Annotated in this window: 23 protein-coding genes and 1 pseudogene; 15 read left to right on the top strand and 9 right to left on the bottom strand. The window is 65.9% G+C overall.

Annotated elements, in window-relative coordinates:
• Nucleotides 1-65 precede the first annotated feature (65 nt).
• The 6 genes and pseudogenes from KDG50_03930 to KDG50_03905 form a co-directional block, all read right to left on the bottom strand.
• Nucleotides 66-1271, bottom strand: a complete 1206-nt coding sequence (locus tag KDG50_03930; protein MCB1864553.1) for a type II secretion system F family protein — start codon at nucleotides 1269-1271, stop codon at nucleotides 66-68.
• A gap of 80 nt (nucleotides 1272-1351) precedes the next feature.
• Nucleotides 1352-3055: a type IV-A pilus assembly ATPase PilB gene (gene pilB, locus KDG50_03925; protein MCB1864552.1), complete on the bottom strand. Its 1704-nt coding sequence runs from the start codon at nucleotides 3053-3055 to the stop codon at nucleotides 1352-1354.
• Nucleotides 3056-3316: 261 nt separating this feature from the next.
• A complete protein-coding gene (locus tag KDG50_03920; GenBank protein ID MCB1864551.1) occupies nucleotides 3317-3664 on the bottom strand; it encodes a hypothetical protein in 348 nt (115 codons plus the stop codon).
• Nucleotides 3665-4121: 457 nt separating this feature from the next.
• Nucleotides 4122-4256, bottom strand: a pseudogene (locus KDG50_03915) (prepilin-type N-terminal cleavage/methylation domain-containing protein).
• 271 nt (nucleotides 4257-4527) lie between these two features.
• Nucleotides 4528-5889 (bottom strand): sigma-54-dependent Fis family transcriptional regulator, encoded by a 1362-nt coding sequence (locus KDG50_03910; protein MCB1864550.1) that lies wholly within the window; start codon nucleotides 5887-5889, stop codon nucleotides 4528-4530.
• Complete coding sequence (locus KDG50_03905; GenBank protein MCB1864549.1) at nucleotides 5886-7517, bottom strand: two-component sensor histidine kinase; 1632 nt, start codon at nucleotides 7515-7517, stop codon at nucleotides 5886-5888. The genes KDG50_03910 and KDG50_03905 overlap by 4 nt, the downstream gene beginning before the upstream one ends.
• Before the next feature lie 116 nt (nucleotides 7518-7633).
• Here KDG50_03905 and sucC point away from each other — a divergent pair, with 116 nt between their 5' ends.
• From sucC to KDG50_03885, 4 genes are all read left to right on the top strand, one after another.
• Nucleotides 7634-8806, top strand: a complete 1173-nt coding sequence (gene sucC, locus KDG50_03900; protein MCB1864548.1) for an ADP-forming succinate--CoA ligase subunit beta — start codon at nucleotides 7634-7636, stop codon at nucleotides 8804-8806.
• A complete protein-coding gene (gene sucD, locus KDG50_03895; GenBank protein ID MCB1864547.1) occupies nucleotides 8803-9675 on the top strand; it encodes a succinate--CoA ligase subunit alpha in 873 nt (290 codons plus the stop codon). The genes sucC and sucD overlap by 4 nt, the downstream gene beginning before the upstream one ends.
• A gap of 19 nt (nucleotides 9676-9694) precedes the next feature.
• Nucleotides 9695-11311, top strand: a complete 1617-nt coding sequence (locus KDG50_03890; protein MCB1864546.1) for an NAD+ synthase — start codon at nucleotides 9695-9697, stop codon at nucleotides 11309-11311.
• Nucleotides 11312-11396: 85 nt separating this feature from the next.
• Entirely contained in the window at nucleotides 11397-11735 is a 339-nt protein-coding gene (locus tag KDG50_03885) for a P-II family nitrogen regulator (GenBank protein MCB1864545.1), read from the top strand.
• 40 nt (nucleotides 11736-11775) lie between these two features.
• On the opposite strand, the gene KDG50_03880 is transcribed toward KDG50_03885, so the two are convergent.
• Entirely contained in the window at nucleotides 11776-12696 is a 921-nt protein-coding gene (locus KDG50_03880; GenBank protein MCB1864544.1) for an outer membrane protein assembly factor BamD, read from the bottom strand.
• On the opposite strand from KDG50_03880, the gene rluD reads away from it, so the two are divergent.
• The 3 genes from rluD to KDG50_03865 are packed head-to-tail and all read left to right on the top strand — an operon-like array spanning nucleotide 12679 to nucleotide 15064.
• Entirely contained in the window at nucleotides 12679-13653 is a 975-nt protein-coding gene (gene rluD / locus KDG50_03875) for a 23S rRNA pseudouridine(1911/1915/1917) synthase RluD (GenBank protein ID MCB1864543.1), read from the top strand. The two genes, KDG50_03880 and rluD, sit on opposite strands and share 18 nt — an antisense overlap.
• Nucleotides 13650-14372 carry a peptidoglycan editing factor PgeF gene (pgeF, locus tag KDG50_03870; protein MCB1864542.1) on the top strand — a complete coding sequence of 241 codons (723 nt, stop codon included), beginning with the start codon at nucleotides 13650-13652 and terminating at the stop codon, nucleotides 14370-14372. The genes rluD and pgeF overlap by 4 nt, the downstream gene beginning before the upstream one ends.
• Entirely contained in the window at nucleotides 14357-15064 is a 708-nt protein-coding gene (locus tag KDG50_03865) for a 1-acyl-sn-glycerol-3-phosphate acyltransferase (GenBank protein ID MCB1864541.1), read from the top strand. The genes pgeF and KDG50_03865 overlap by 16 nt, the downstream gene beginning before the upstream one ends.
• 12 nt (nucleotides 15065-15076) lie before the next feature.
• On the opposite strand, the gene KDG50_03860 is transcribed toward KDG50_03865, so the two are convergent.
• The gene (locus KDG50_03860) at nucleotides 15077-17263 is read right to left on the bottom strand and encodes a tetratricopeptide repeat protein (protein ID MCB1864540.1); all 2187 of its coding nucleotides are present in this window, start codon (nucleotides 17261-17263) and stop codon (nucleotides 15077-15079) included.
• Between the two features lie 133 nt (nucleotides 17264-17396).
• Between KDG50_03860 and clpB the strand changes: the two genes are divergently transcribed.
• On the top strand, nucleotides 17397-20021 hold the full coding sequence (gene clpB / locus KDG50_03855) for an ATP-dependent chaperone ClpB (GenBank protein ID MCB1864539.1): 2625 nt from the start codon (nucleotides 17397-17399) through the stop codon (nucleotides 20019-20021).
• 27 nt (nucleotides 20022-20048) lie between these two features.
• Here the strand turns inward: clpB and KDG50_03850 are convergent, their stop codons facing one another.
• Nucleotides 20049-20471 (bottom strand): DUF2384 domain-containing protein, encoded by a 423-nt coding sequence (locus KDG50_03850; protein MCB1864538.1) that lies wholly within the window; start codon nucleotides 20469-20471, stop codon nucleotides 20049-20051.
• Nucleotides 20472-20561: 90 nt separating this feature from the next.
• On the opposite strand from KDG50_03850, the gene KDG50_03845 reads away from it, so the two are divergent.
• The 7 genes from KDG50_03845 (at nucleotide 20562) to KDG50_03815 (ending at nucleotide 26404) form a co-directional block, all read left to right on the top strand.
• Nucleotides 20562-21521 carry a D-2-hydroxyacid dehydrogenase gene (locus tag KDG50_03845; protein ID MCB1864537.1) on the top strand — a complete coding sequence of 320 codons (960 nt, stop codon included), beginning with the start codon at nucleotides 20562-20564 and terminating at the stop codon, nucleotides 21519-21521.
• Nucleotides 21518-22576, top strand: a complete 1059-nt coding sequence (dusA, locus tag KDG50_03840) for a tRNA dihydrouridine(20/20a) synthase DusA (GenBank protein MCB1864536.1) — start codon at nucleotides 21518-21520, stop codon at nucleotides 22574-22576. The genes KDG50_03845 and dusA overlap by 4 nt, the downstream gene beginning before the upstream one ends.
• Nucleotides 22577-22668: 92 nt before the next feature.
• Nucleotides 22669-23448 (top strand): hypothetical protein, encoded by a 780-nt coding sequence (locus tag KDG50_03835; GenBank protein ID MCB1864535.1) that lies wholly within the window; start codon nucleotides 22669-22671, stop codon nucleotides 23446-23448.
• Nucleotides 23418-24236, top strand: a complete 819-nt coding sequence (locus KDG50_03830) for a transglycosylase SLT domain-containing protein (protein MCB1864534.1) — start codon at nucleotides 23418-23420, stop codon at nucleotides 24234-24236. Before KDG50_03835 ends, KDG50_03830 begins: the two co-directional genes overlap by 31 nt.
• A 117-nt stretch (nucleotides 24237-24353) precedes the next feature.
• Nucleotides 24354-24578, top strand: a complete 225-nt coding sequence (locus KDG50_03825; protein MCB1864533.1) for an acyl carrier protein — start codon at nucleotides 24354-24356, stop codon at nucleotides 24576-24578.
• Between the two features lies 1 nt (nucleotide 24579).
• On the top strand, nucleotides 24580-25656 hold the full coding sequence (locus tag KDG50_03820; protein MCB1864532.1) for a ketoacyl-ACP synthase III: 1077 nt from the start codon (nucleotides 24580-24582) through the stop codon (nucleotides 25654-25656).
• On the top strand, nucleotides 25649-26404 hold the full coding sequence (locus KDG50_03815; GenBank protein MCB1864531.1) for an SDR family oxidoreductase: 756 nt from the start codon (nucleotides 25649-25651) through the stop codon (nucleotides 26402-26404). Before KDG50_03820 ends, KDG50_03815 begins: the two co-directional genes overlap by 8 nt.
• Nucleotides 26405-26587 lie beyond the last annotated feature (183 nt).

Here is a 26587-nt window from a genome sequence, read left to right as displayed (position 1 = left end):
CGGTGTCTAGCTGGCCGCGGTTCGCTGCTGTGCGCTGGGTGGCCGATGGGCAGTGAGCGCCCGATTCATTTGCCGAGCACGGCCTGGCCGAGCTGGAAGATCGGCAGGTACATCGCGATGACGAGGCCGCCGATGACCACGCCGAGTACGACCATGAGCAAGGGCTCGATCAGGCTCATCAGTGCGTCAATCGCGTTTTCGACCTCTTCCTCGTAGAAGTCGGCGACCTTTGCAAGCATCGTATCGAGCGAACCGGATTCCTCGCCGATCGCAACCATTTGCACGACCATGCTCGGAAACATCTTCGACTGGCGGAGCGCGAGTTCGAGCGACTGCCCGGTCGAGACCTCGTCGCGAATCCTCAGCAGGCCATCGGCGTAAACGATGTTGCCGGTCGCCCCGGCGACGGATTCCAGCGATTCGACCAGCGGCACGCCCGCGCCGAACATGGTCGAAAGCGTGCGCGCAAAGCGCGCCACAGCGGACTTGTGCAGGATCGGCCCCAGGACGGGGATCTTCAGGGTCATGCGGTCCACGGCGTGGTGGAATTTTCTTGAACGCTTCAGTGCGTTCATGAACATCACGACGCCGGCGATTACGATCAAGAGCAGCAGCCACCAGAACCGCTGCATCCACTCCGAGATGTGAATCACGACCGTCGTGAACACGGGCAGGTCCGATCCGTATCCCTCGAATAGCTGTTTGAACTGCGGAATGACGAAGATCATGATGATCGAGGTCACGATGATGGCGACCGCGATCACGGCGACGGGGTAGAACATCGCCTTCTTGACCTTCGACTTCAGGGACTCCGTGCGTTCCTTGTAGGTCGCGATTTTGTGCAGCACCTGGTCGAGCACGCCGGCCTGCTCGCCGGAGCCAACCAGATTCACATAGAGTTCGTCGAAATGGGCGGGATGCTTGGACAGGGCAACGGACAGCGCGTTGCCGCCTTCAAGATCCATGCGCACGGTATTGACCAGGTCGCGAACGGCGGGATTGTCGTGACCCTGCGCGATGATGTCCATGGCCTGCACCAGCGGCACGCCGGCGGACAGCATGGTCGCAAGCTGGCGCGAAAAAATTGCCACGTCGCGCGGCCGGACCTTCTTCTTCGCGAACGACAGCAGGGTCGATTTCTGCCGGACCTTCAGCGGGTTGATGCCCTGGCGGCGCAGATCGGCCTTGACCAGCGCGGCGTTCTGCATGTTGACCTCACCCTTGATGCGACGACCGCGCCGGTCGACGCCCTCCCAGGTGAAGCTGTACATCTTTTCGGTCTTGCGCTTGCCCTTGCCCTTGCCTTTGGCGGCGGGGTTGCGAGCGACGGCGGTATTGGTGGCCATGGTTCTCAGTCGATCGTTACGCGGTTGATTTCATCCAGGCTCGTGATGCCGTTCTTTACCTTGCGCAGTCCGGATTCGCGCATGGTGGCCACGCCCTCGCGGTCGGCCTGCTCGGCCAGCATCCGCGAGTTGCCGCCTTCCATGATGATCCGGCCCATTTCCTCGCTGACGGACATGACCTGGAAGATGCCCGTCCGGCCACGGTAACCGCCGGTGCAGCGCTGACAGCCGACCGGTCCATACACCTCGAAGGTGCCGATCTCGTCCTCGCGAAAGCCTTCTTCGATCAGCGCGGCCTTGGGGATGTCGACCGGGCGCTTGCAGTTGTCGCAGAGCTTGCGGATCAGACGCTGTGCCATGATCAGAAGGACCGATGAGGCGATGTTGTAGGGCGGCACGCCCATCTGCGCGAGTCGCGTCAGCGACTGCGGCGCGTCGTTTGTGTGCAGGGTCGACAGCACGAGGTGGCCGGTCTGCGCGGCCTTGACGGCGATCTCCGCCGTTTCGAGGTCGCGAATCTCGCCGACCATGATGATATCCGGGTCCTGGCGCAGGAAGGCGCGCAGGGCTTCGGCAAACGTCAGGCCGGTCTTGAGGTTCGTGTTGACCTGGTTGATGCCCGGTACATAGATTTCGACCGGATCCTCGACGGTGGAGATGTTGACGCCGACTTCGTTCAGCATCTTGAGCGCCGTGTACAGCGTGACGGTCTTGCCGCTGCCGGTCGGGCCGGTGACCAGGATGATGCCGTAGGGCTTGTTGATGGCCTTCACGTAGGCCTCGCGCTGCTCTTCCTCGAAACCGAGGTGCTCGACACCGAGCGCCACGTTGCTCGAATCGAGAATACGCAGCACCAGCTTTTCGCCATTCAGGGTCGGACAGGAGTTCACGCGGAAGTCGATCGAGCGACGTTGCGAGACGCGCAGCTTGATGCGCCCGTCCTGCGGTACGCGGCGTTCGGCGATGTCCATGCGCGACATGACCTTGATGCGCGTGGCGATCTGCGGGGCGAGCTGCACCGGCGGCGAGGCGACCTCGTGCAGGATGCCGTCCGAACGGTAGCGCACGCGAAAATCGTGCTCGTAGGGCTCGAAGTGCACGTCCGAGGCGCCCTGCTTGATCGCGTCGAGCAGCATCTTGTTGACGAACTTGACGATCGGCGCGTCGGAGACCGCGGCCTCGTTCTTGTCCTTGGCCTCTTCGTTCTCGCTGTATTCGAGGTCGACGTCGGAGTCCATGAGGTCCGACATGGTGGTGTCGCGCGCATCGAGCGCCGCGTCGATGTGTTTGCCGAGCTTGTCGTCTTCGACCAGCACGGGCTCGACCAGCAATCCCGCATGGAATTTGATCTCGTCGAGCCCGGCGAGGTTCGTCGGGTCCGAAACCGCGACGAACAGGCGACCGCCGCGCTTGCCGATCGGCAGGGCGCGGTGCGTGCGGATCAGCTTGTCGGAAACGGCATCCTGCGGGGTGGCTGTCGGTTCCAGCGAGTCCAGGTCGAACAGCGGCACGCCGAACTCGCGTGCGGCCGTGCCGGCGAGCACGCGCGCCGAGAGGATCTTCTGGTCGACCAGGTGGCGCACCAGCGGGATCTTGCGTTCGCGCGCGGCCTCGAACGCCGAACGTGCCGCGGACTCGGCCATGATGCCGTCGCGCACCAGCCGCGCCGCAAGGCCGGTCAGGTTCAGTTCGGACTGTGGAGTGGCCATCGGCTATCCCGGGTCGCGATCAGGTGCAGGTGCACCACGAAATTAAAGCGATTGATAAACACCCGTTGGCAAGTGTAGCGGTTTGGGCGCTTGTTGCAATGCCACTCAGGTCGCAAACGCCGGATTGCGAAACCGAAATCCGGTGGTGTGGCGTAATGGTGACCGTGCGGGCCCCTCGATGTACGTGGCAGGCCGTTTGGATGTATCGGGGAAGCAGTTGGACGTGATCGCTCCCGGCCTCAGGGACGCGGAAGCGCAAGCTTAGTTGCGGCTCAAGCTGGCGGTGGTGCCACCGTGGATGTTCTTGACCGTGATCGTATAGCGCGTTGCCGCTGGTGCTGTGATCGTGTAGTCGTACTGGCCGTCGTCGCCAGTGGGCGACCAGCCGAGCGGATTGGGCGATGGGTCGGTGGTGGTCGTGCCGTTGCCGTCCCACACGAGCCCGTTGAGGCCGGTGTAGCTTTCGTTGTCGAGGAAATAGTCCTCGACCGCGGTGCGCAGGTGTTCGGCGTTGGCGCGGGCCGCGCCGGAGCGCGATTCGGCGATGTAGCCCTGATACGCCGGAATCGCGATGCCGACCAGAAGCGCCAGCACCGCGATGGCGATCATCAGTTCGATGAGGCTGAAGCCGCGGTTACGCACTGGGGCCTTGCAGGCTGGAGTGATTGCTCGCTCGACGTCTGACGAACCGAAGGCGGCGCTGGGGCTCGAATCGATCCCCGGCGCCGCCTGTCGTCAGCTCCGCGTCAGATCGTCAGATCTGGTTCGCGTCGATGCGCACGGACTGGCTGCCGATGGTCGCGAAATTCGGCTGAGTGATGACGGCGACTTCCTGACCCGCGACGGTGCCGGTGATGTTGATACCCACTACGCCGTTGGTGTTATCCACGGCTGTGTTGAACGCATCGACCTGGCTGCCGATGGGCGCATAGCGACCTTCCGGGTTCACGATGACCTCGGCCGCCGCGAAGTCCAGCGCCGTCAGGGTCTGGCCGCGTGCCAGCTGCGCGGTGCGCTTGGCGAACTCGGCACGCAGGGAACGCACGGCCTCGTCGTAATGATCCGTCACCTTCGCGATACGCGCTTCACGGATGTACTGGTTGTACGCCGGGATCGCGATCGCGGCGAGGATGGCGATGATCGCCACGACGATCATCAGTTCGATCAGGGTAAAGCCGGATTGGCGATTCTTGCTGGTCATTTGAGTCTCCACGAAGTACACGTAATTTCCAATGTTGATGCTGTTTTGTCGTCAGAACTCGCTTTGGATCGCGTCAGAAGTGTCCACACCCACCTTCCACCTCGGATTCAAGCATCGATCGTGCCAACTTTCTGGTTGCCGCAGCGAAAGTGCATCGCAGCGGCATCCGAAGCGGCTTGTACCGATCGCGCGCAAAGCCTACAGCAGCCGTGCATGCGCGTCGAGGACCGGCTTCACGGTCAGAAAGTGACGCGGCACGTCACTCCCGCATTTACTCCAGTCCGAGCTTCTTCAGCCGGTAGCGCAGCGCACGGAAGGTGATTCCGAGCCTGCGGGCGGCGGCGGTGCGGTTCCAGCGCGTGGCCTCGAGTGCCTCGATGATGGTCTTGCGTTCGATGTCGCCGAGCAGATCATCAAGGCCCTGATCCTCATCCACCTCGGTCGGATCGGGCTCGGGTTCGCGCGCACGCGCCGCGGCAGGCGCGTCCAGACCGGGCGCGGCGACGGCGGCATCGAGCGCGAGGTCCGCGGCCTCGATGCGGTCGTTCTCGCACAGCGTCGTTGCGCGCTCAAGGATGTTCTGCAGTTCGCGGACATTGCCCGGGAACGCGTGCCGCTGCAACGCAGCCAGGGCGCCCGCGGCCAGCCGGACACCGCGGCCCTGGCGTTCAAGAAAGTGCTGCGCCAGGAGCGCGATGTCTGCCGGCCGGTCACGCAGCGGCGGCACGATGACCTCGATGACGTTGATCCGGTAGAACAGGTCCTGCCGAAACTGGCCCTTCGCGACCAGCGTGCCCAGGTTTCGATGCGAGGCGGAGATGATCCGCACATCGACCCGGTCCTCGCGGTTTGCGCCCACGGGCCGTACGGCCTTCTCCTGAATCGCGCGCAGGAGCTTCACCTGCATGTGCGCGGGCAGGTCCGCGACCTCGTCGAGGAACAGGGTGCCGCCGTCGGCGCTCTGGAACAGGCCGTCCTTGTCGGCGACCGCGCCGGTGAAGCTGCCCTTGCGGTGGCCGAAAAACTCGCTTTCCATCAACTCGTGCGGAATTGCGCCGCAGTTCACCGCCACGAACGCGCGATCGCGGCGCGGCCCCTCCGCATGAATGCGGCGCGCGACGAGTTCCTTGCCCGTGCCCGACTCGCCGCTGATGTAGACCGGCGCCTGGCTGCGCGCGAGTTTCGCGATGAGCCGGCGGATGGCATCCATCTCCGGCGAGGTGCCGAGCAGGTCGCCGCCGTCGCGGCGGGCGGGCTTCTTCGCCTCGCGCAGGCGCAGGGCCGTGTCGACCAGCCGCCGCAGCACGGTGAGGTCGACGGGCTTGGACACGAAATCGAAGGCGCCGGCCTTCAGCGCCTCGACCGCGAGTTCGATGTTGCCGTGCGCCGTGATCACGGCCACCGGCAGCGCCGGGTGGCGTTCGGCGATCTCCCGCACCAGGTCGATGCCATCGCCGTCGGGCAGGCGCATGTCGGTCAGGCATAGATCGAAGCGTTCGCGACGCAGTGCGTCGCGCGCCGCGCCCAGATCCCCGGCCGGCCGGGTTTCGATATCCATGCGCGCGAGCGTGATCTCGAGCAGTTCACGGATGTCCGGTTCGTCATCGATGATCAGCGCGCGTCCGCGGCTCACGGCGTACCTCGTCCCGGGATGTTGGGTGGAAACACGATGCGAAAACACGAGCCGGCCGTCGGCAGCGGCACATATTCGAGCCGGCCGCGATTGGATTCGGTCAGTTCGCGCGACAGATACAGCCCGAGCCCGGTGCCCGAAGTGGTCGTCGTGAAGAAGGGTTCGAAAATCTTCGCGAGCGCGTCCGGGGCGATCCCCGGGCCGTAGTCGATGACGTCCAGGTGCGGTGATCCGGCCTCGCCCTCCATGCCGCCGCGCACATCGATATGGGTGCCGTCGGCGCCCGGGCCGCCGTATTTCAGCGCATTGGTGAAGAGGTTCGTCATGACCTGTCGCAGGTGTCCGGGGTCGAAATATACCCGGCAGTTCGCCGGTTCGATACGTACGCGCATGGTTTCCGGGGCAAGGCTGCGGGTTTCCTGGAAGTCGCGGACGAACTCCGCCACCCACGGACCGAGCGCGAATTCCTCCGGTTGCGAGCGTTGCTCGCGGGAGACCTCGAGCACGTTTTCGACGATGTTGTTCATCCGCGCACACTGGGTGCGGATGATCTCCACCATGCGCCGGCTGCCGGCGTCCAAGGCGTCGTCCTCGCCGAGCAGTTGCGCGGCGTGGCTCAGTGCGCCGAGCGGGTTGCGAATCTCGTGCGCGATGCTCGCGGCGAGCCGGCCCAGCGACGCGAGTTTCAGCTGCTGGGCACGCTGTTTGAGCGCCGAGCTGTCTTCGAGAAAGATCAGCGTTCCAGCCGTGCGGCCCTGGCCGAGTCGCGTGAACCGTGCCTGCAGGTCCGTGCCATTGGCGTTGAACTCGACGCTGCGGTGGCGCGGGTGGGCGCTCCAGATCGCCAGCCGCTGGGCCAGCTCCGGACTTGCCGATTCCAGGGGCGCGGTCCCGTCCAGCGCCGGCATGCCAAGCAGATACCACGCGGCGGCATTGGACTGGCGCACATGCCCGAGGGCGTCGATGACCAGCATGCCGTTGTCCATGCGCGCGATGACGTAGGCATTGAGCTGCGCGAGGTTCTCGAGGTCGACCTCGCGTCGCGCGGCGAGCCGTTCCGAGACCCGCACACGACGCGCCATCAGGCTGACGACCGCGGTCGTGATCAGGAAGGTGGCGCCGAGCAGGCCGGCCTGCAGGAAGTCGTTCGCCTGTCCGCCGGTCAGGACCCGCAGGCCCTGCTCGCCGAGCACGCCGATGCTCGCCAGCGCGGCGAAGGCCATGGCCAGCCGTCCGTCCAGCAGCAGTCCGCCGGCGGCCACGCTCGCGACGCACAGAATGCCGATTCCCGACGAAACCCCGCCGCTCGCATACATCAGGGCCGTGAGTGCGGCGACGTCGGTCGCCACGATTGCGGCGACCAGGTTCGGCGCGGCGATGTGCGAGTAGCGATAGACGATCGCGCTGGCGAGCACGGCCCCGAGATAGATGATGCTGACGATCAGAAACAGTTCCGGGTGAACCTGCCCGAACGGCATCTGCTCGCTGCGGATGACCGCGGAGGCGACGAACAGGGTCGCTAGAAAGGCCCGGTAAAGGAGAAAAACCACCAGCGGCCGGGCGGTCGGCCTCTCCGTGGCTGCGCTCAGCCGCGAGGGTCGGTTCCAGTATTCGCTTGCGGCAGCCACGTGCGAGCCAATCCGGGGTCCTGGTGGGGCGGTGCGGGCAGGTGTCAGCGCCTTCAGGGGCTGACGTGCCAAGAAAAATAGTAGCATTGGGCTCCGCTGCCGGCAGACAGGTCGCCATGAAGCTGCACGAATACCAGGCCAAGCGTTTGTTTTCGGACTACGGGGTCAGCGTTCCGGACGGCGTGGTCGTCGACTCGACAGACGCGGCCGTCGCGGCGGCCGGCACGCTCGGCGGTTCGCGCTGGGTCGTGAAGGCACAGGTTCACGCGGGCGGCCGCGGCAAGGCCGGCGGTATTCGTCTGGTCGATTCCATCGATGAGTTGCGCAAGGCCTGCGATGAGTTGCTCGGCGGCACACTGGCCACCCATCAGACCCACGGTGCGGGTCTGCCGATTCACCGCCTTCTGATCGAACGCCCCACGGCAATTGCACGCGAGCTTTACCTGAGTGCCCTGGTGGACCGCGCGAGTGAACGCATCGTGTTTGTCGCCAGTCGCGATGGCGGCATGGACATCGAGGCCGTCGCGGCCGAGCATCCGGAGCGCATTCTCTCGGTTGGCATTCCTGTGGCCGCCGGCATGCTGCCGTATCAGGCGCGCCGGCTTGCGTTCGCGCTGGGGCTGGAAAAACCGGCCGCGGCGGCGCTCGGCAAACTGCTCGCTGGACTGTTTCGCATGTTCAATGAGTGTGACGCGCGGCTCGTCGAGATCAACCCGCTGGTGGTCACCGCGGACGGGCAGTTGGTTGCCCTGGATGCGAAGGTCGACATCGACGACAACGCGCTGTTTCGCCAGTCGAAATTGGCCGAACTCCGCGACCGCACGCAGGAAGACGCGACCGAAACGGCCGCCGAAGCCCACGGCCTGAATTACGTCACCCTGGATGGCGACATCGCCTGCATGGTCAACGGTGCGGGACTCGCGATGGCGACCATGGACCTGATCAAGCTGCACGGCGGCGAGCCGGCGAATTTCCTGGATGTCGGTGGCGGCACCACGGCCGAACGTGTCGCCGAGGCCTTCAAGCTCATCCTCGGCGAGTCACGCGTGCGCGCGATCCTGGTGAACATCTTCGGCGGCATCGTGCGCTGTGATCTGATCGCCGAGGGCATCATCACCGCCGTGCGGGAAGTCGGGGTCGGCGTGCCCGTGGTGGTTCGGCTTGAAGGTACGAACGCCGAGGCCGGTCGTGCCCTGCTCGCCGACAGCGGGCTGGACCTGATCGCGGGGGCCGATCTGGCCGACGCCGCGAACAAGGTCGTCGGCGCCGCGCGCGGGGTGGCCGCATGAGCGTGCTGGTCGATGCCGATACCCGGGTGATCTGCCAGGGCTTCACGGGACGTCAGGGCACGTTCCACAGCGAGCAGGCGCTCGCCTACGGAACACGGCTGGTCGGCGGTGTGACCCCGGGCAAGGGCGGCGAGACGCACCTTGGCCTGCCAGTGTTCGACACCGTGCACGATGCGGTGGCCGCCACCGGCGCGGATGCCTCGATGATCTACGTTCCGGCGGCCTATGCCGCCGATGCCATTCTGGAGGCGGCGGACGCCGGCATCCGGCTGGTGGTGTGCATCACCGAGGGCATTCCGGTGCTCGACATGTTGCGCGTAAAGGCCGCGCTCGCCCGCAGCGAGGCCTGCCTGATCGGGCCGAACTGTCCGGGCATCATCACGCCCGGGGCCTGCAAGATCGGCATCATGCCCGGTGCGATCCACGCGCCGGGCGTCGTCGGCATCGTGTCGCGTTCCGGCACGCTGACCTACGAGGCGGTGTTCCAGTCCACGCGCGCCGGTCTCGGCCAGAGCACCTGCATCGGCATCGGCGGCGACCCGGTGCAGGGCATGAACTTCCTGGACTGCCTGAGGCTGTTCAATGCGGACCCGCAGACCGAGGCCATCGTCATGATCGGCGAGATCGGCGGCAACGCCGAGGAGCGCGCGGCCGAATTCATCGCCGCCGAGGTCCGCAAGCCGGTGGTCGCCTATATCGCCGGGGTCGCCGCGCCGCCGGGCAAACGCATGGGGCACGCCGGGGCAATCGTCGCCGGCGGACAGGGCACGGCCGCGGGCAAGATCGCGGCGCTGGAAGCGGCCGGCGCGACCGTGGTCCGCTCGCCGGCGGATATCGGCACCGCGCTGGTCGCCGCGCTGGCACGCTGAGCGGCCGACCGGTCCGGTCATGCGCGTCGTCGTCGCGCAGTGCGACCTCATGGTCGGCGATGTCGCCGGCAATGCCGCAATCGTGCTGCGCGAGGCCGCGCGAGCGCTCGCCGAGCATGCCGCGGACCTCGTCGTTTTCCCCGAACTCACGCTGACGGGCTACCCGCCCGAGGACCTGCTGCTGAAGCCTGAAATCGTCGCGCAGGTCGACGCGGCATTGGCGCGCATCTGCGCCGAGGCCGCGGCGATCGGCATCCTGCTCGGCTATCCACGGCGGTCCGCGAACGAAATGTTCAACTCCGCGGCGCTGATCCGTGACGGCCGGATCGTCGCGATCTACGACAAGCACGTCCTGCCAAACTACGCGGTGTTCGACGAAAAGCGTTACTTCGCCGCCGGCCAGACCCCGTGCGTCGTGGAATGCGCCGGTGTGCGGATCGGCATCACGATCTGCGAAGACATCTGGACCGAAGCGCCCGCGCGCCTCGCGGCCGCGGCCGGGGCTGAGCTGCTGATCAACCTGAACGCCTCGCCGTTTCATACCGGAAAGTTCGCCGAGCGGCTCGCGGTCGTCGACCGGCGCCGGCGCGAGACCGGCCTGCCGGTGGTCTATGGAAATCTGGTTGGCGGGCAGGACGAACTGGTCTTCGACGGCAGTTCGTTCGCCATCGATCGTGACGGCGAACTGGTTGCGCGAGCGGCGTTCTGCGCGAGCGCGCAACTGATCGTGGACGTGAACGATCGGGGAAACCCGCAGTCCGGCGACATCGCCCCGCTGCCGGAGCGGCTGGAGTCCATTTACGGCGCACTCGTCCTCGGCACGCGCGATTACGTCCGCAAGAATGGATTTCACGGCGCCGTGCTGGGTCTGTCCGGCGGCATCGACTCGGCCCTGGTTGCCGCGATCGCGGCCGATGCACTCGGCGCTGAGCAGGTGCTCGCGGTCATGATGCCCACGCGCTATACGGCGGACATCAGCGTGACCGATGCCGCGGCCTGCGCCGCCGCGCTCGGCATCGAACATCGCGTGATCCCGATCGAGCCGGTGTTCCGCAGCTTCGTGGACCTGCTCGCCGAGACCTTCGGCGACCGGTCGCCGGACACGACCGAGGAAAACATCCAGGCGCGCTGCCGCGGCGTGATCCTGATGGCCCTGTCGAACAAGTTCGGTCACATCCTGCTGACCACCGGCAACAAGAGCGAGATGGCGGTCGGCTACGCGACCCTGTACGGCGACATGGCCGGGGGCTACGCGCCGATCAAGGACATCCCCAAGACCCTGGTCTACGCGCTGGCCGAATGGCGCAACGCGCGCGGTACCGTGATCCCGCGCCGCATCATCGAGCGTGCGCCGTCGGCCGAACTGCGTGCGGACCAGACCGACCAGGATTCGCTGCCGCCGTATGACCTGCTCGATGCCGTGCTCGAACGCTATATCGAACGCGACGAATCCGTCGCCGAGATCATCGAGGCCGGCTTCGATACGGCCACGGTGCGGCGCATTGCACGGCTGGTCGATCGCAACGAATACAAGCGTCGGCAGGCACCGCCGGGCGTGCGCATCTCCAGGCGCGCGTTCGGGCGCGATCGGCGCTATCCTTTGACGTCTGGATTCCGTTCCCGCGGCAGCCAGTGAACAGGCGCTGGTCCGACCAGGCGGGCGCGCCGCGCGGTAAGGCCCAAAAGCATCACAATTCTGTTAGAGGCGGAGGTAGCAAAAGGTGAAAAAGGTCGAGGCCATCATCAAGCCGTTCAAGCTCGACGACGTGCGCGAGGCGCTTTCTCAGGCCGGCATCACCGGCATGACGGCGATCGAGGTCAAGGGGTTCGGGCGCCAGAAAGGCCACACCGAACTGTATCGCGGCGCGGAATACGTCGTGGATTTCCTGCCCAAGGTCAAGATCGAGATCGTGCTCAACGACGATCAGGTCGAGGCCTGCGTGGAGGCGATCACCAATGCCGCGCGCACCGGCAAGATCGGTGACGGCAAGATCTTCGTCACGCCGGTGGAACGTGTGGTGCGCATCCGCACCGGCGAAGAGAACGAGTCGGCGGTCTGATCCGCAGTGACGGCCGGTTGCGGCCGTCCTGCGTCGCGGACTATTCGTCCAGCCCGAACAGGTTCCAGATGCGCCGTCCGAGGGGGGTCTTCTCGGTCGGCGCGTCGTCCAGCCCGGCAAAGGTGCCGCGCGCCTCGTTGTAGTCGTATACGGCCTGTGCGTTTGCGGCCAGGTCGTCCATCCCGAGTTCGGTATACGACTGGATCATGATCACCAGCGCATCGCGGACCGCGGGCGTGCCCTCATAGTGCGTGATGACGTTCTTGGCGCGGTTCGCCGCCGCGACCCAGGCCTTGCGCTTCACGTAGTAGCTCGCGATGTTGACTTCCTGCCGGGCGAGGTTCGCGCGCAGGTAGAGCATGCGCCGACGAGAATCCTCGGCGTAGCGGCTGTCGGGAAAACGCCGCACGAGTTCCGCAAAGTCGTTGAATGATCGCAGCTGCGCGCTGGCGTCGCGCTGCGCGACATCGGTCGGCAGAAAGCGCTCGAAGAACGTGATGCCGCGGTTGAAGTTCGTCAGACCCTTCAGATAATAGAGGTAGTCGACGTACGGGCTGTTCGGATAGAGCTTGATGAAGCGGTCGGCCGCGGCGATGGCGGATTCCGGTTCGCTGTAGCGGTAGTACGCGTAGGCCAGATCGATACGCGCCTGCTGCGCGTACTGGCCGAACGGGTAGCGGGCCTCGAGCTTTTCGAGGTAGCCGATCGCGGCCTCGAAGGCGCCGGCGTTCATCTCGGCCTTCGCCGAAGTGTAGAGCTTGTTCGCTGACCAGTCCTTGGTTGGATCGTCTTTTTCGCCGAGAATACCGCAACCCGTCGTAACCGACATGGCGATCCACAGGCAGGCAATGATGCAGGTACGCGCCGTCGCGCTGATGCGGGCAGTCACGGATGGTCTCTCTGAAAAGCGAGCGCGGATTATAGCCCAGGGTCGACGCGTCCCATGAAGGCCGGCGACCATGACGGTCCGCTCGCCTGGCGGATCGGCCCCGAGCAGGCCGGCCTGCGACTCGATCAGGCCGTGACGACCCTGCTCGACGGCCCCTCGCGCGCGCGAATTCAGCAATGGATCGACGCCGGGCGGGTGCGGGTGGACGGCGCGCCACAGGCCCCGCGCTTTCGCCTGAAGGCCGGCCAGACCGTCGAACTCGATCTTCCGGAGCCGACGCCGGTCATTGCCGATGCGCCGGAGACGATCGCCCTCGATCCGCTGTACGAGGACGCCGATCTGCTGGTGGTGAACAAGCCTGTCGGGCTCGTCGTTCACCCCGGTGCGGGCAACCGTGCCGGCACACTGGTCAACGCCCTGCTGCATTTCGACCCCGCACTCGCCGCCCTGCCGCGGGCCGGAATCGTGCATCGCCTGGACAAGGACACCTCCGGGCTGCTGGTCATCGCGCGCAACGCCACGGCGCACGCACGCCTGACCGCGGCGCTGAAGGACCGGCTGATCCGGCGTGAGTATCTGGCGCTGGTCCGCGGCCCGGTCGTCGCCGGCGCGACGATCGACGCGCCGCTCGGACGCCATCCACGCGACCGGCTGCGTCAGGCCGTCGTGCCCGAAGGAACCGGGCGCGAGGCCGTGACGCACTATCGGCTTGCCGAGCGTTTCCGCGCGCATACGCTGCTGGAGGTCCGGCTTGAGACCGGGCGCACCCACCAGATCCGCGTGCACCTCGCGCATGTCGGGCTGCCGATCGTCGGCGACCGGGTCTACGGCGGGCGCGTGCAGGTCCCGGCCGGCGCCAGCGCGGCACTGCGCGATGCGCTTGTCGGTTTTCGGCGTCAGGCGCTGCACGCATGGCGCCTGTCACTGCGCCACCCGGGTGACGGGCGCGAAGTGGATTTCGAGGCGCCGTTGCCCGCCGACATCGCCGGTCTGCTGGGCCTGCTGCGCACCGACCGGGCGGACCTATGAATGCGGATCTTGTTCTGGCCGACTGGGGCGCCGATGTCCCGGTCGTTGCATTCACGACGACCCGCAGCGGCGGGGGCAGCACGGGCACGTATGCCTCGCTGAACCTTGCGGCACATGTCGGCGACGATCCGGCGGCGGTCGCGGCGAATCGCGCGCGGCTCGGTCGGCGGCTGCCGGCGCAACCCAACTGGCTCGAGCAGGTGCACGGCTGTGCGGTAACGGACGCGCGGCTCGGTGGTTGCGCGGATGCCGTTTATTCCGCGGATCCCGGCGAACCCTGCGCAGTGCTCACCGCGGACTGTCTGCCGGTGCTGTTGTGCACCGCCGACGGCACCGAGGTCGCGGCGGCGCACGCGGGCTGGCGCGGGCTCGCGGCCGGCGTGCTGGAGGCAACGATCCGGAAATTCCGCGCGCCCGCCGGTGCGGTGCTGGCCTGGCTGGGACCGGCGATCGGGCAGGACGCATTCGAGGTCGGGCCCGAGGTGCGTGCCGGGTTTTGCGCGACCGACCCCGGAGCGGCCTTGGCCTTTCGGCCTGGTCGCGATGACCGCTGGCACTGTGACCTGTATGCGCTGGCACGACGTCGGTTACTGGCCGCCGGGGTTGGCGCGGTGCACGGTGGGGGCTGGTGCACCTATCGCGAGTCCGAACGCTTCTTCTCGTTTCGTCGCGATGGTGCGACCGGCCGCATGGCCAGCATCATCTGGCGCCGGTCGTGAGTGGTGTAGCCGCGATCCTGCTGAACGTGGTCGCCGGGATTGGCCTGGGCGGTGTCGCGGCCTGGCTGCACCACGGCGCCGATCGCCATCGCTTTGCGGACTGGGGTCGGCCGGGCGTGAACTGGATCGATGGACTGAACCGCTGGTGGTGCCGCCGCGTGCATCGCCTTGCGCCGGTCGCCGCGCCGATCCCGCCCACCGGGCCGGCGATCGTGGTTGCGAACCATGTCTCGGGGCTCGATCCGCTGCTGCTCGTCGCGGCGAGCCGACGGCCGTTGCGGTTCCTGATTGCGCGCGAGCAGTACGAGCGGTTCGGACTGCGCTGGCTGTTCCGTGCGGCGGGCTGCATTCCAGTCGATCGCGGGACGCGTCCCGAGCAGGCCCTGCGGGACGCCCTGCGGGCGCTGGCGTCCGGCGAGGTGGTCGCGCTGTTTCCGCATGGGGCCATCCACCTGCCGGACGGGCCAGCGCCGAGCCTCAAGCGCGGCGCTTTGCGACTGGCCGCGTTGACCGGGGCGCCGGTGGTCGCGGCCCGCGTGGCCGGCGTTGGCGCGCCGGGCCGGGTGGTCTCGGCGGTGTTCGTGCCAGGCCGTGCGCAGCTGGCCTTTTCGCTGCCGTTCGTCGTGGATGCTCAGGTCGACGAGACGGTCATCGCCGTCGAACTCCAGCGATTCCTGATCGAAGAACGCTGACCGTTCGCAGGATCAGGGATCCTTGCCGACCAGGTGCTTCAGCCAGTCGAGCAGGCCCGGTGCGGCGATCTCGCCACGCTCGATATCCGCCCGTAGCGCGTTTGCGCGCCCGATCAGTTCGGCCTTGTCGTCCGGCGTGGTCAGCACGAGTGCCGCGAGCAGACGTCGTGATCTTTCCAGGTCGCCGACCGCCGCCGCCACGAACGCGTATTGATACAGCGTCTCCGACTCCCACGACTGCTGATACAGGTTGAAGCTGTCACGGAACACCGCGTAGGCCGCGTCGAACTCGCGCAGGCGGTAATGGCAGCTGGCGATCTTGCGCTCGACGACCGGGCGGAAGGTGTCGTCGGCCAGCGACCGTGCATGGTCGAGATACGCGAATGCATCGGGGCAGCGTCCCAGTTCGCTGAGAATCTCGCCGGCCAATAGCCATGCATTGACGTCCCGCGAATGTCCTTTGATGTAACGCTCGGCCGCGGGCAGGGCCTCCGCGTAACGCCTCTCGTCATAGAGCAGTCGCGCAATCGCATGGTTGATGCGAACGCCATCGGGCCACCGTGTGCGCAGACGTTCGAGTTCCTCCAGGCGTTGCGCAGCAGTGCCTTCGCCGCGCAGCAGGCTGAATGGATCGACGTATTGGATCTCAAAGCTGCGGACGATATCCGGCTTGCGTTCGCGGTTCGCATACAGCACGAAACTGTCGTCGAAAAAGATCGGGCTCAGATCCTCGCGGCCTTTTACCGTGGCCTGGCGTTCCTTGGGTTCCAGCGGCCAGAGCACATAGTCGACCGGGTGGCGTTTCAGAACGCGGTCAAGCACGAGTCCGGAGTTGTAGGTGCGCTGGATCTCGAACATTTCCACATCCGTGAACGGCGGCAGTTCCATGTCGCTGTGGATCAGCACACGGGGGTACCCGGCCCATTGCGCGTAGCCGCCGTCGCCCGGGGGTATCAGCAGGTTGCCGCTGAGATTCTCGGCCGCCATGAAACTGAACGCGCCGACCGGCAGGTCGGTTGGGTCGAACGGAAAGTGTTGCCGATCACGTGGGTGCAGCGATGGAAATGCTACGAACGCGATTGCGACGAGGAACATCGCCGCCGGTGATGGCCTCAGGAGCGGGCGGCGCAGCGGCGGCACATTCGTTGCGGCCTGTGCCAGCAGCGGCAGGGACAACAGGCTCCATTCGGAGACGAAACGGATGCCGCTCGACAGCAGGTAAAGCCCGCCCGCGTACAGGATGACGTGCGCAAGCCGCAGCCGACGGCCGATTGCGAGCGCCAGCAGGGCAACGACACTGCCGACGAACATCGCGGCAATGATCGTGTTCTGCGGGATCGATTTCCCGTCAAAGGTAAAGGAATGCAGCACCGATCCCGGCAGCGGGCGCATTTCGCGAATGTAGTCGCCGATGTCGGGCGGCGGCGCGAACGGCGCCGAAAGCAGTGCCGGTCCATTTGGCGTAAGCAATAAGGCCGGTAGGCAGGCAAGAATGGAGGCCGGGTAGATCCAACCTCGGCCGGGGGCTGAAGGGACGCCACGCCGACGGTCCACGAGCCATTCCAGCAGATAGGCGCCGCCGATCAATGCGCCGACGATGTATTCGACGCCGTGCAGGTTGGCCCAGATCACCCCGACCACCGGTAACGCGGGCGCCCAGCGCGGGCGGCGTTCCAGAATCAGCAGGAACAACGCGATCGCGAAGTAGGAAACCAGGTGTGGCCGAAGCTGATGAGCGCGGCCGTCCAGCAGCACGATGTAGCCGATTGCAAGCAGTGCCAGCGCGAGGTTCAGCCGTCGCGGGCCACTGGCGAGAAACGCGACGATCGTGGCGACGCCGGCGAGATAGAGCAGCCCACGCAGCGCGCTGAGCCCGCCGTAGCCGAAGCTCTCCATGATTGGAAAGATCAGCGCCTGAAAGCCCCAGAAATAGTTGACCCACTGTCGATCCTGCGCAATGAACGAGAAGTACGCGCTGGTCGGCACGTGCCCCTCGGTCCAGAAGTGGCGCCCGCCCGACAGGTGGTACCACATGTCGGTGTCGCCCTTGTGGATGGGCGTTGCCAGTTGCATGGCGAAGGCAAACGCGAGCAGGGCAATCAGGTACCAGCCGAGTACGCGCGGCGGGGGGCGTAAGACGGCGAGCTGGAATCGATCGATCCAGTCGCGAATGGCGTCTGCGGCGCTGTTTCCCTGCATGAGTCGCTGCCGGTGGCGGGTGGCGGAAGCGCGCCGAGCCTAACACAGATCAAAACTGCGCCTTCTTGAATTTCGTCCGGTCGTTAACCATATCGGGACCAGTGAAATTTTCTGCCGGAGCCGTTCCATGCGAATGGACAAACTGACGAGCAAGTTCCAGTCGGCGCTCGCCGACGCCCAGTCGCTGGCGGTCGGTCGTGACCACCAGTACATCGAGCCCGTGCACCTGTTGCTCGCGCTGCTGGACCAGCAGGGTGGGTCGGCGCATGCGCTGTTGACCCAGGCCGGCGCCAATGTTCCGGCGCTGCGCGGGCGGCTGGGCGAGATGGTGGATCGCCTGCCGACCGTGTCCGGTCATGCCGGTGACGTGCATGTGTCCACGGACCTGAACCGGCTGCTGAACCAGACCGACAAGCTCGCCCAGCAACGCAGGGACGGCTACATCTCCAGCGAACTGTTCGTGCTGGCCGCCGCCGGTGATCGCGGTCCGCTCGGCGATGCGCTGCGTGCGACCGGTGCGACGGCCGAGGCCGTGACCGCGGCCATCGATGCCGTGCGCGGTGGCCAGAAGGTCGACGATCCAAACGCCGAGGATCAGCGTCAGGCACTGAAGAAATTCACCGTCGACCTCACCGAGCGTGCCGAGCAGGGCAAGCTCGATCCGGTGATCGGCCGTGACGACGAGATTCGCCGCACCGTACAGGTGCTGCAACGGCGAACGAAAAACAATCCGGTCCTGATCGGCGAACCCGGCGTGGGCAAGACCGCGATCGTCGAGGGGCTCGCCCAGCGCATCGTCAACGGCGAGGTGCCGGAAGGTCTCAAGAACAAGCGGCTGCTGTCACTCGATATGGGTGCGCTGATCGCCGGTGCGAAGTTCCGCGGCGAATTCGAGGAGCGTCTGAAGGGCGTGCTCAACGAACTGTCCAAGCAGGAAGGTCAGATCATCCTATTCATCGACGAATTGCACACCATGGTCGGTGCGGGCAAGGCCGAGGGTTCGATGGACGCCGGCAACATGCTCAAGCCCGCGCTGGCGCGCGGCGAGCTGCACTGCATCGGCGCCACCACGCTCGATGAATACCGTCAGTACATCGAAAAGGACGCGGCGCTGGAGCGACGCTTCCAGAAGGTGCTGGTCGACGAACCGAGTGTCGAGGACACCATCGCCATCCTGCGCGGGCTCAAGGAGCGCTATGAGGTGCATCACGGGATCGAGATCACCGATCCCGCGATCGTCGCGGCCGCGACGCTGTCGCACCGTTACATCACCGACCGCCAGCTGCCGGACAAGGCCATCGACCTGATGGACGAGGCCGGCGCGCGCATTCGCATGGAGATCGACTCCATGCCCGAGGAGATGGACAAGCTCGACCGTCGCGTGATCCAGCTAAAGATCGAACGCGAGGCGCTGAAGAAGGAATCCGACGAGGCGTCGAAAAAGCGTCTGGCCGATCTGGAACAGCAGCTGGAGCGGCTGGAGCGCGAGTACTCGGATCTCGACGAAGTCTGGAAGGCCGAGAAGGCTGCGCTGGCCGGCGCCACCCACATCAAGGAGGCGCTCGAACGCGCACGCCTGGACATGGACGCGGCCCGTCGCGCCGGCGACCTCGCACGCATGTCGGAGCTGCAGTACGGGCGGATTCCCGAGCTTGAGCACCAGTTGCTGGCCGCGCAGGAGGCCGAGTCGCGCGAGATGACGCTGATGCGCAACAAGGTCACCGACGAGGAGATCGCCGAGGTCGTCTCGCGCTGGACCGGGATCCCGGTGTCGAAGATGCTCGAAAGCGAGCGCGGCAAGCTGCTCGCGATGGAGGCCGAACTCGGTCACCGTGTCATCGGTCAGGCCGAGGCGATTTCGGCCGTTTCGAATGCCGTGCGCCGCTCGCGCTCGGGACTGGCCGATCCGAATCGTCCGAACGGCTCGTTCCTGTTTCTGGGGCCGACCGGTGTCGGCAAGACCGAGCTGTGCAAGGCACTGGCCGAGTTCCTGTTCGACACCGAGGAGGCCATGGTCCGGATCGACATGTCGGAGTTCATGGAAAAGCATTCCGTCGCGCGCCTCATCGGCGCGCCGCCGGGCTATGTCGGTTACGAGGAGGGAGGGTATCTGACCGAGGCTGTCCGTCGCCGACCGTATTCGGTGATCTTGCTCGATGAGGTCGAGAAGGCCCATCCGGACGTGTTCAACGTGCTGCTCCAGGTGCTCGACGACGGCCGCCTGACCGACGGCCAGGGCCGCACGGTCAACTTCCGGAACACCGTGGTCGTGATGACCTCGAACCTCGGCTCGAACCTGATTCAGGAAATGGCGGGCGAGGCCAACTACGAGCGCATGAAGGGCGCGGTCATGGACATCGTCGGTCAGCATTTCCGGCCGGAGTTCATCAACCGCGTCGACGAGGTCGTGGTGTTTCACCCGCTCGCGCGTGACGAGATCCGTCGTATCGCGGCGATCCAGGTGAACCGCCTGCGGGCGCGGCTCGCCGACCACGAGATGCAGATCGATGTTTCAGATGATGTGCTCGACCGCCTGGGCGAGGCCGGGTTCGATCCGGTCTACGGCGCGCGGCCGCTCAAACGTGCCATTCAGCAGCGGCTGGAAAACCCGCTCGCACAGCGAATCCTCGCGGGCGATTTTGGTCCGGGCGACACCATTCGCGTGGAGCGCGACGGCGAATCGCTGCAATTCGGGCGCGTGGCGCGTGCGCGTGCCGGGGCGGGCGACGAGGTGATCGATGCGGAGATCGTTGACTGAGCTGCGGTCCAGCCGGGTGGAACCGGCTCAGCCGCCGGGCTTGCAGGAAGTGTTCGCCGAGCCGCTGAGGTCCCAGGCGTAGGTGCAGTCGAGGTAGGCCCGCACGGAGACGATGCCTTCGAGGCCGTCGGTCAGGCGTTCGGCCGGCCGGCGTCCGCGAAAGTGGCGCGATGGCGTCTGCATCCAGCGCGAACCCATGCGGCGGTTGCGGGGATAGGTCGTGCGCAGCGCCTCGTCGATTTCCAGCAGGTGGATGACGCGGGCCGTGACGTTCGGGTCATCGGGCAGCGGCGTGGCATCGCGATACTTGCGAAGTTCGCGGCTGCGGGTGCCGTCGGGAAGGCCGAGGATTCGGATCTGGTCGCCGGGTGCGACGGCCCACTCTTCGAGCAGCCACATCGTGCGGCGCGATATCTCCACGCGCTCGTCGTGGCTCAGCGGGCTGGTCATGAGCAGAACGCTCCGGACGCAAAATCGGCCGGCAGTATATCATGATCGGCTGATATCCCGACCGGATTAGTCCGAAATGGGCGCGGCGAAATGAGTGCGGTTTTCCTTGATCTCGGCAGCGTCGATGCCGGTGATCTCGAACTTTCCCGGCTGCGGGCCGCCTACCCGCGCTGGACCCTGCACGCGTCAACCTTTGCGAGCGAAACGGCCGCGCGCATCGCCGGCGCGCGGATCGTGGTGACGAACAAGGTCGTCCTCGACCGGGCCGCGATCAAAGCCGCGCCGCTGCTGCGGCTGATCGCGGTGACCGCGACCGGAACCAACAACATCGATCTTGCCGCGGCGGCGGAGCGCGGCATCGCGGTCGTGAACCTGCGCGCGTATGCGACGCCGGCCGTGGTGCAGCACGTGCTGGCCGTGATGCTCGCGTTCGCGACGCGCTGGCAGGACTACGATCGTGACGTGCGCGCCGGCGCCTGGAGCGCGGCCACCCATTTCTGCATGCTCGATCACCCGATCGGCGAACTCGCCGGGCGCACGCTGGGGATCGTCGGCTTCGGCGAGCTCGGGCGCGGGGTTGCGCGAATCGCCGAGGCGTTTGGCATGCAGGTGCTCGTTGCGGCCCGGCCCGGCAGCGCGGACCTGCCGCCCGGGCGGGTTTCGCTCGATGAACTCCTGCGCGAGAGTCACTATGTAAGTCTGCACTGTCCGCTGACCGCGCAGACGCAGGGGTTGATCGGCGCGGCGGCATTCGCGCGGATGCGACGCGATGCCGTGTTGATCAACACCGCCCGCGGTGCGATCGTCGACGCCGCGGCGCTGGCAGTGGCCCTGCGTGCCGGCACGATCGCCGGCGCGGCGATCGACGTGCTGGAGCGCGAACCGCCGCCGGCCGACCATCCGCTGCTTGCGCCGGATATCCCGAATCTCATCCTCACGCCGCATACCGCGTGGGCGAGCCGCGAGGCGCGTCAGCGCGCGATCGATGGTACGGCCGCAAACCTGCGCGCGTTTCTGGCCGGTACGCCCGAGAATCTCGTCCGCGCATGAACAGGCCCGGCACGCACCGGTTCTGCGTCGCGCCGATGATGGACTGCACGGACCGCCACGACCGGCACCTGCTGCGGCTGATCTCGCGTCACGCTCGGCTGTACACCGAGATGCTCACTGCGAACGCCGTGATCCACGGTGATCGCGACCATCTGCTGGCGTTTGCGTCCGGGGAGCATCCGGTCGCGCTGCAACTCGGTGGCGCCGACCCCTTACAGATGGCCGAGGCCGCGGCGATCGGCGCCGAATACGGCTACGACGAAATCAATATCAATGTCGGCTGTCCGAGCGACCGGGTGCGATCGGGTCGCTTTGGTGCCTGCCTCATGGCCGAGCCAGCGTTGGTCGCGGAGATCTTCGCAGCCATGCAGGCGGCGGTGCGGATTCCGGTCACGGTGAAATGCCGCATCGGCATTGACGAGCAGGACGAATGGGGCGATCTGCGCAACTTTGTGGATGTGGTCGCGGGCGCGGGATGCGAAACATTCGTCGTGCATGCGCGCAAGGCCTGGTTGCAGGGGCTCAGTCCCCGCGAGAATCGCACGGTGCCGCCATTACGCTACGAGCGCGCGCGTCAGCTCAAGGCGCTGTTTCCGCACCTGACGGTTGTCGTCAATGGCGGAATCGAGACGCTGGAGCAGGCGCTCGCATTCCTCGACGACGACCCAGACGGCCCCGCACTTGATGGCGTGATGCTCGGGCGTGCGCCCTATGCCAGGCCTTATCTGCTGGCGCAGGTCGACCGCCTGTTCTTCGGCGATCACTCGCCCGTGCGCTCGCCGCGCGAGGTGATGGAGGCGTATGCGGACTACGCACGTGCAGAGCTCGCGCATGGCGCGCGTCTTGGCGCGTTGAGCCGCCACATCGTGGGACTTCTGCACGGCATGCCCGGGGCACGCATCTGGCGGCGGTACCTCAGCGAGCATGCACATCGCGAAGGGGTCGGCGCGGAGTTGTTCGGCGAGGCCTGGGCCGCTGCGCAGTCCACCGGGGCAACGAACGATCTCTCCGGTGGCGGTCCGGCTGAGCAGGCCGAATTTCGGCGGCGCGCGTGAATTCGGTTGTTTCGTCCGCTTCGGGATATTCCTGCGCGGACCGTGCCGGTACTATTCACACCCGGAATCGATTGCCCCGAGGGCCCCGATTGATGTGCGCGAATCACCACAGCGATGCCATTCACGATACGGCGCAAGCCGCGCGCGCCGCACCGCGTTCGCGCTGGCGGGCACTGCTGGCGCTGTTCTGCGTGACGGCATTTGCGGCGCCGGCGCCGGCGGCGGTCATCTACGACGCCGGCCTGAATACTTTGCCGAGCGCCCAGGGCTTTGCATTCCTGTCGCTTCCGCCGGGGGCCGTGCAGTCGGTCGCCGGCGGTGTCTACACGCTGGATACGACGGCATCGTCATCGATCTCCGCAGGCAGTTCGCGCGCGGACCTGCCGCTGGATATGGATCAGGGAATACGGCTCACGATCCGCATGCGGGTGGTGAGCGAAAGCCATTCGACCTCGGATCGGGCCGGTTTTTCGATCATCCTCGTCGGCAGTGACCCGACCCGCGCGCTGGAGCTCGCGTTCTGGGACAACGAGGTCTGGTACTACCCGTCGGCAGCCTTCACGCATGGTTCGGGATACGCGCTGCACACGAGTTCCGCGTTCCACACCTACGCACTGGATCTCGTGGGTTCGGCGTTTGCGCTGCGTGTGGATGGTGCGCCCGCGCTCAGCGGTTCCCTAGTCGACTACTCGGGATTCGGCTTTCCGTACAACGTGCCGAACTTCCTGTTTTTCGGCGATGACACGAGTTCTGCGTCAGCGCGGGTGGAGATCAGCCAGATCACGCTCAGCGCATTACCGCTTCCTGGTGCGTCGTGGTTGCTGGGGGCCGGACTGCTGGCATGGCATTGGCGGCGGCGCGCTGCGCGCTGAACATTGCGCTAGCGCTTGCGCTCTTTGCAGGCGCGGCAAGTGCCGCGCCGTCGCCGGGCGGGTTTTCCGAGGCTGATCTTGTCGAGATCGTCGACCAGGCGCTGCGGCATGCGCATGGTGAAGGCATTCGTCAGGACGGTCCGCGTTCGCGGCGTCTGCTGTGTCTCGCGGCGCTGTCCGGATCGGCGCGCGCCGAGTTCGAACTCGGCTGGATTGCGGCCAACGGGCGCGGCGTGACCCGCGACGATGCGGTTGCGGCCGGCTGGTTCGCGCGGGCGGCTGACGGCGGTGAACCGCATGCCGCGCGGCTGGCACGCTGGTTTCCGCCGACGCTCGCGATCGGCGATCCGGCGTGCCCGTTGCCCGAAGCCGGCCGCGTGCCGGAGCGCCGCGAGATCGAGCGCTGGGTCGAGATCATCGCGCCGGCGTTCGATCTGGAGCCCGGTCTCGTCAAGGCGGTCATTGCGGTCGAGTCGTCCTACCGGGTCGACGCGATTTCGCCAAAGGGCGCGATGGGCCTGATGCAGCTGATGCCGGCGACCGCACACCGGTTCGATGTCGGAGATCCGTTCGATCCCTTGCAGAATCTCTACGGCGGCATCCGCTATCTGCGCTGGCTGCACGATCATTTCGACTGGGACCCGACGCTGGCGATCGCCGGCTATAACGCGGGCGAGGGCGCCGTCGGGCGCTACGATGGCGTTCCACCGTATCGCGAGACGCAGAACTATCTGCGCAAGGTTGTGCGGCTCAGTGCGCCCTGCGGTGAGGCGCGCGACGGGGTCTAGCGATGCAAAGAATGCCCCGGAACTGCAAACCTTTCATCGCCGGAGCAAGCCGCCGCCCGGACGGTCAAGCCGGCGTTCTTGAATCGATTTTCGAAAACCATTGAAGGGGAGGCAGCGATGTCCGTTCTGGACAAGATGGCCGAGATACTTGAATGCTCTCCTAAGGAATTGAACGGCTCTGTTGCGTTCCGTGATCATCCGCATTGGGATTCATTGGCAGCGATTTCGACCATTGCCATGGCGGATGCCGACTATGGGGTCGAGTTGAGTCCGACGCAGTTCGAGCAGCTGGAGACCATCGACGAGCTCGATGCCTGTCTGCGAAAGCAGTCGGGAATCTGATTTGTCATTTGCTTCCTTCGAAGGGCCGGCGATAGTCGGGGTCGCGGCCGCGGTGCCGCAACGGGTGCTGGACAACCTCGAGTTCGACTGGGACTTCTCGGACCAGGAAGTACGCGACATCGTTGCCAAGTCCGGGGTTCAACGGCGTCGCTGGGCGCCCGACTCGATCTGCGGTTCGGATATGAGCGAGGCGGCGGCGAAACGGCTGTTGCAGGATATGGATGTCGATCCGCAAAGCGTCGATGCCGTCGTCTTTGTCTCGCAAACACCGGATTACCGGATGCCGGCAACGGCAGCGTTGCTGCAACACCGTCTCGCCCTGGGCACAGGTGCCGCGGCCTTCGACATCAATCTGGGCTGTTCGGGATATGTATACGGCCTGTTCGTCGCATTCTCGATGATCGGCTCGGGCGCCATGCGTCGTGTGCTCCTGCTCAACGGGGAAACCCGCACCCGTGCCTATTCGTTTCGCGATCGTAAAACCGGCCTGTTGTTCGGAGATGCGGGAACCGCAACGCTGATCGAACATCGGCCCACTGCCGGCAAGAGTCATTTCTCACTGAACTCGGATGGAGAGCGCGGTCATCTCATCAGCATCAAGGCCGGCGGCGCACGGCATCCGAGTACGCCGGAAACGCTTCGCGAAAAGGCGCAGCCGGATGGCGGCTTTCGTTCAGACGAGCACGGTGTCATGGACGGGGTCGGAATTTTCAGTTTCATGATCTCGGATGTATATCGCGATATCCGGGCAATTCTCGAACGCGCCGGGCGCGGTGCCGATGAGCTGGCGTTTGCGGTTATGCATCAGGCGAACCGATTCGGGCTCGAACACCTGCGTAAGAAGCTGGGGCTGGCGCCGGACCAGGTTCCCTACTCACTGGACGAATTCGGCAACACCAGCAGTGCCAGCATTCCGCTGACGATGGTGACCCGGCTAGCGGACAAACTTCCGCTCATGGGCGGCGATGTGCTGCTGTCGGGCTTCGGCGTCGGGCTTTCCTGGGCCAGCGCGGTGCTCAGGCTGGACCGGCCCCATGTGTCCGGCCTGGTGGAGATGCCGGATCCGATCGATGCTTGATCTGAGCGGAAAGAAGATCCTGATCACCGGCGCATCCTCCGGTATCGGCCGGGCCTGCGCGATTGCGTGTGCGCGACAGGGCGCCACCCTCGCCATGCTCGGGCGAAACGCCGAGCGCCTGGCCGAAACCCGGTCGCGGTGCGACAACGCTCAGATGCATTACACCGCCACCGTCGATCTGATCGACTACGATCAGGTGCCGGATGTGGTTGCGGCCTGCCACGAAAGTATCGGTGATTTTCATGGACTCGTGAACGCCGCCGGCGTTTCGATGACCCTGCCACTTTCATCCCTGCGCCCGGAACAGACCAACCGCCTGTTCGAGACCAATGTCACCGCCGGCATGAATCTGACGCGTCTGGTCGTCGACCGACGGCGCTGGGCCGCCGACGGCGGGAGCGTGGTGTTCGTCGCCTCGGTCATGGGAATGGTCGGGGAGAAGGGCAAGACCGCCTATGCCCTGACCAAGGGCGCGTTGCTTGGTGGAACGCGCGCAATTGCCCTGGAACTGGCCGGACGTTCCATCCGCGTCAACAGTGTTTCACCGGGCGTGGTGAAGACCCCGCTCTCGGACGCCGCCGTCTACAGTCAGTCGGAGGCATCGCGGCAGCGGATCGCCGATTTGCATCCACTCGGGCTTGGGAGGCCCGAGGATGTGGCCGATGCTGTTGTGTTTCTGCTTGCCGACGAGTCGCGCTGGATCACCGGGACGAATCTGGTGATCGATGGTGGCTACACCGCCCGTTAGCGGACGCTGGGTTTTTCGCCACGCGTAGTGTGAACAGGCCCTAGTGTCCTGTCCCACAATGATCTGTCATTTCTGAGGGTTACTACGGTTCGAGGGCAAGGCGCGTCGTGAAGGCAATGGTCATTCCATTGGCAAGCGGCGCAACACCGCCCTCGAACCGTAGGGGCCCTCCCTGCGGGCGCG

This window comes from Chromatiales bacterium, from assembly GCA_020445605.1.
Taxonomy (GTDB): Bacteria; Pseudomonadota; Gammaproteobacteria; order JAGRGH01; family JAGRGH01; genus JAGRGH01.
This window is presented reverse-complemented; position numbering and strand designations above follow the sequence as displayed.

Bases quoted from the DNA above. Each gene is read 5' to 3' on its own strand.
- KDG50_03850 (MCB1864538.1), bottom strand. From the start codon at position 20,471: ATGACCAGCCCGCTGAGCCACGACGAGCGCGTGGAGATATCGCGCCGC.
- KDG50_03830 (MCB1864534.1), top strand. From the start codon at position 23,418: ATGGCATTGGCGGCGGCGCGCTGCGCGCTGAACATTGCGCTAGCGCTT.
- KDG50_03845 (MCB1864537.1), top strand. From the start codon at position 20,562: ATGAGTGCGGTTTTCCTTGATCTCGGCAGCGTCGATGCCGGTGATCTC.
- sucD (MCB1864547.1), top strand. From the start codon at position 8,803: ATGAGCGTGCTGGTCGATGCCGATACCCGGGTGATCTGCCAGGGCTTC.
- KDG50_03815 (MCB1864531.1), top strand. From the start codon at position 25,649: ATGCTTGATCTGAGCGGAAAGAAGATCCTGATCACCGGCGCATCCTCC.
- KDG50_03825 (MCB1864533.1), top strand. From the start codon at position 24,354: ATGTCCGTTCTGGACAAGATGGCCGAGATACTTGAATGCTCTCCTAAG.
- KDG50_03835 (MCB1864535.1), top strand. From the start codon at position 22,669: ATGTGCGCGAATCACCACAGCGATGCCATTCACGATACGGCGCAAGCC.
- KDG50_03930 (MCB1864553.1), bottom strand. From the start codon at position 1,271: ATGTACAGCTTCACCTGGGAGGGCGTCGACCGGCGCGGTCGTCGCATC.
- pilB (MCB1864552.1), bottom strand. From the start codon at position 3,055: ATGGCCACTCCACAGTCCGAACTGAACCTGACCGGCCTTGCGGCGCGG.
- sucC (MCB1864548.1), top strand. From the start codon at position 7,634: ATGAAGCTGCACGAATACCAGGCCAAGCGTTTGTTTTCGGACTACGGG.
- clpB (MCB1864539.1), top strand. From the start codon at position 17,397: ATGGACAAACTGACGAGCAAGTTCCAGTCGGCGCTCGCCGACGCCCAG.
- KDG50_03890 (MCB1864546.1), top strand. From the start codon at position 9,695: ATGCGCGTCGTCGTCGCGCAGTGCGACCTCATGGTCGGCGATGTCGCC.
- KDG50_03920 (MCB1864551.1), bottom strand. From the start codon at position 3,664: ATGATCGCCATCGCGGTGCTGGCGCTTCTGGTCGGCATCGCGATTCCG.
- pgeF (MCB1864542.1), top strand. From the start codon at position 13,650: ATGAATGCGGATCTTGTTCTGGCCGACTGGGGCGCCGATGTCCCGGTC.
- dusA (MCB1864536.1), top strand. From the start codon at position 21,518: ATGAACAGGCCCGGCACGCACCGGTTCTGCGTCGCGCCGATGATGGAC.
- rluD (MCB1864543.1), top strand. From the start codon at position 12,679: ATGAAGGCCGGCGACCATGACGGTCCGCTCGCCTGGCGGATCGGCCCC.
- KDG50_03880 (MCB1864544.1), bottom strand. From the start codon at position 12,696: ATGGTCGCCGGCCTTCATGGGACGCGTCGACCCTGGGCTATAATCCGC.
- KDG50_03860 (MCB1864540.1), bottom strand. From the start codon at position 17,263: ATGCAGGGAAACAGCGCCGCAGACGCCATTCGCGACTGGATCGATCGA.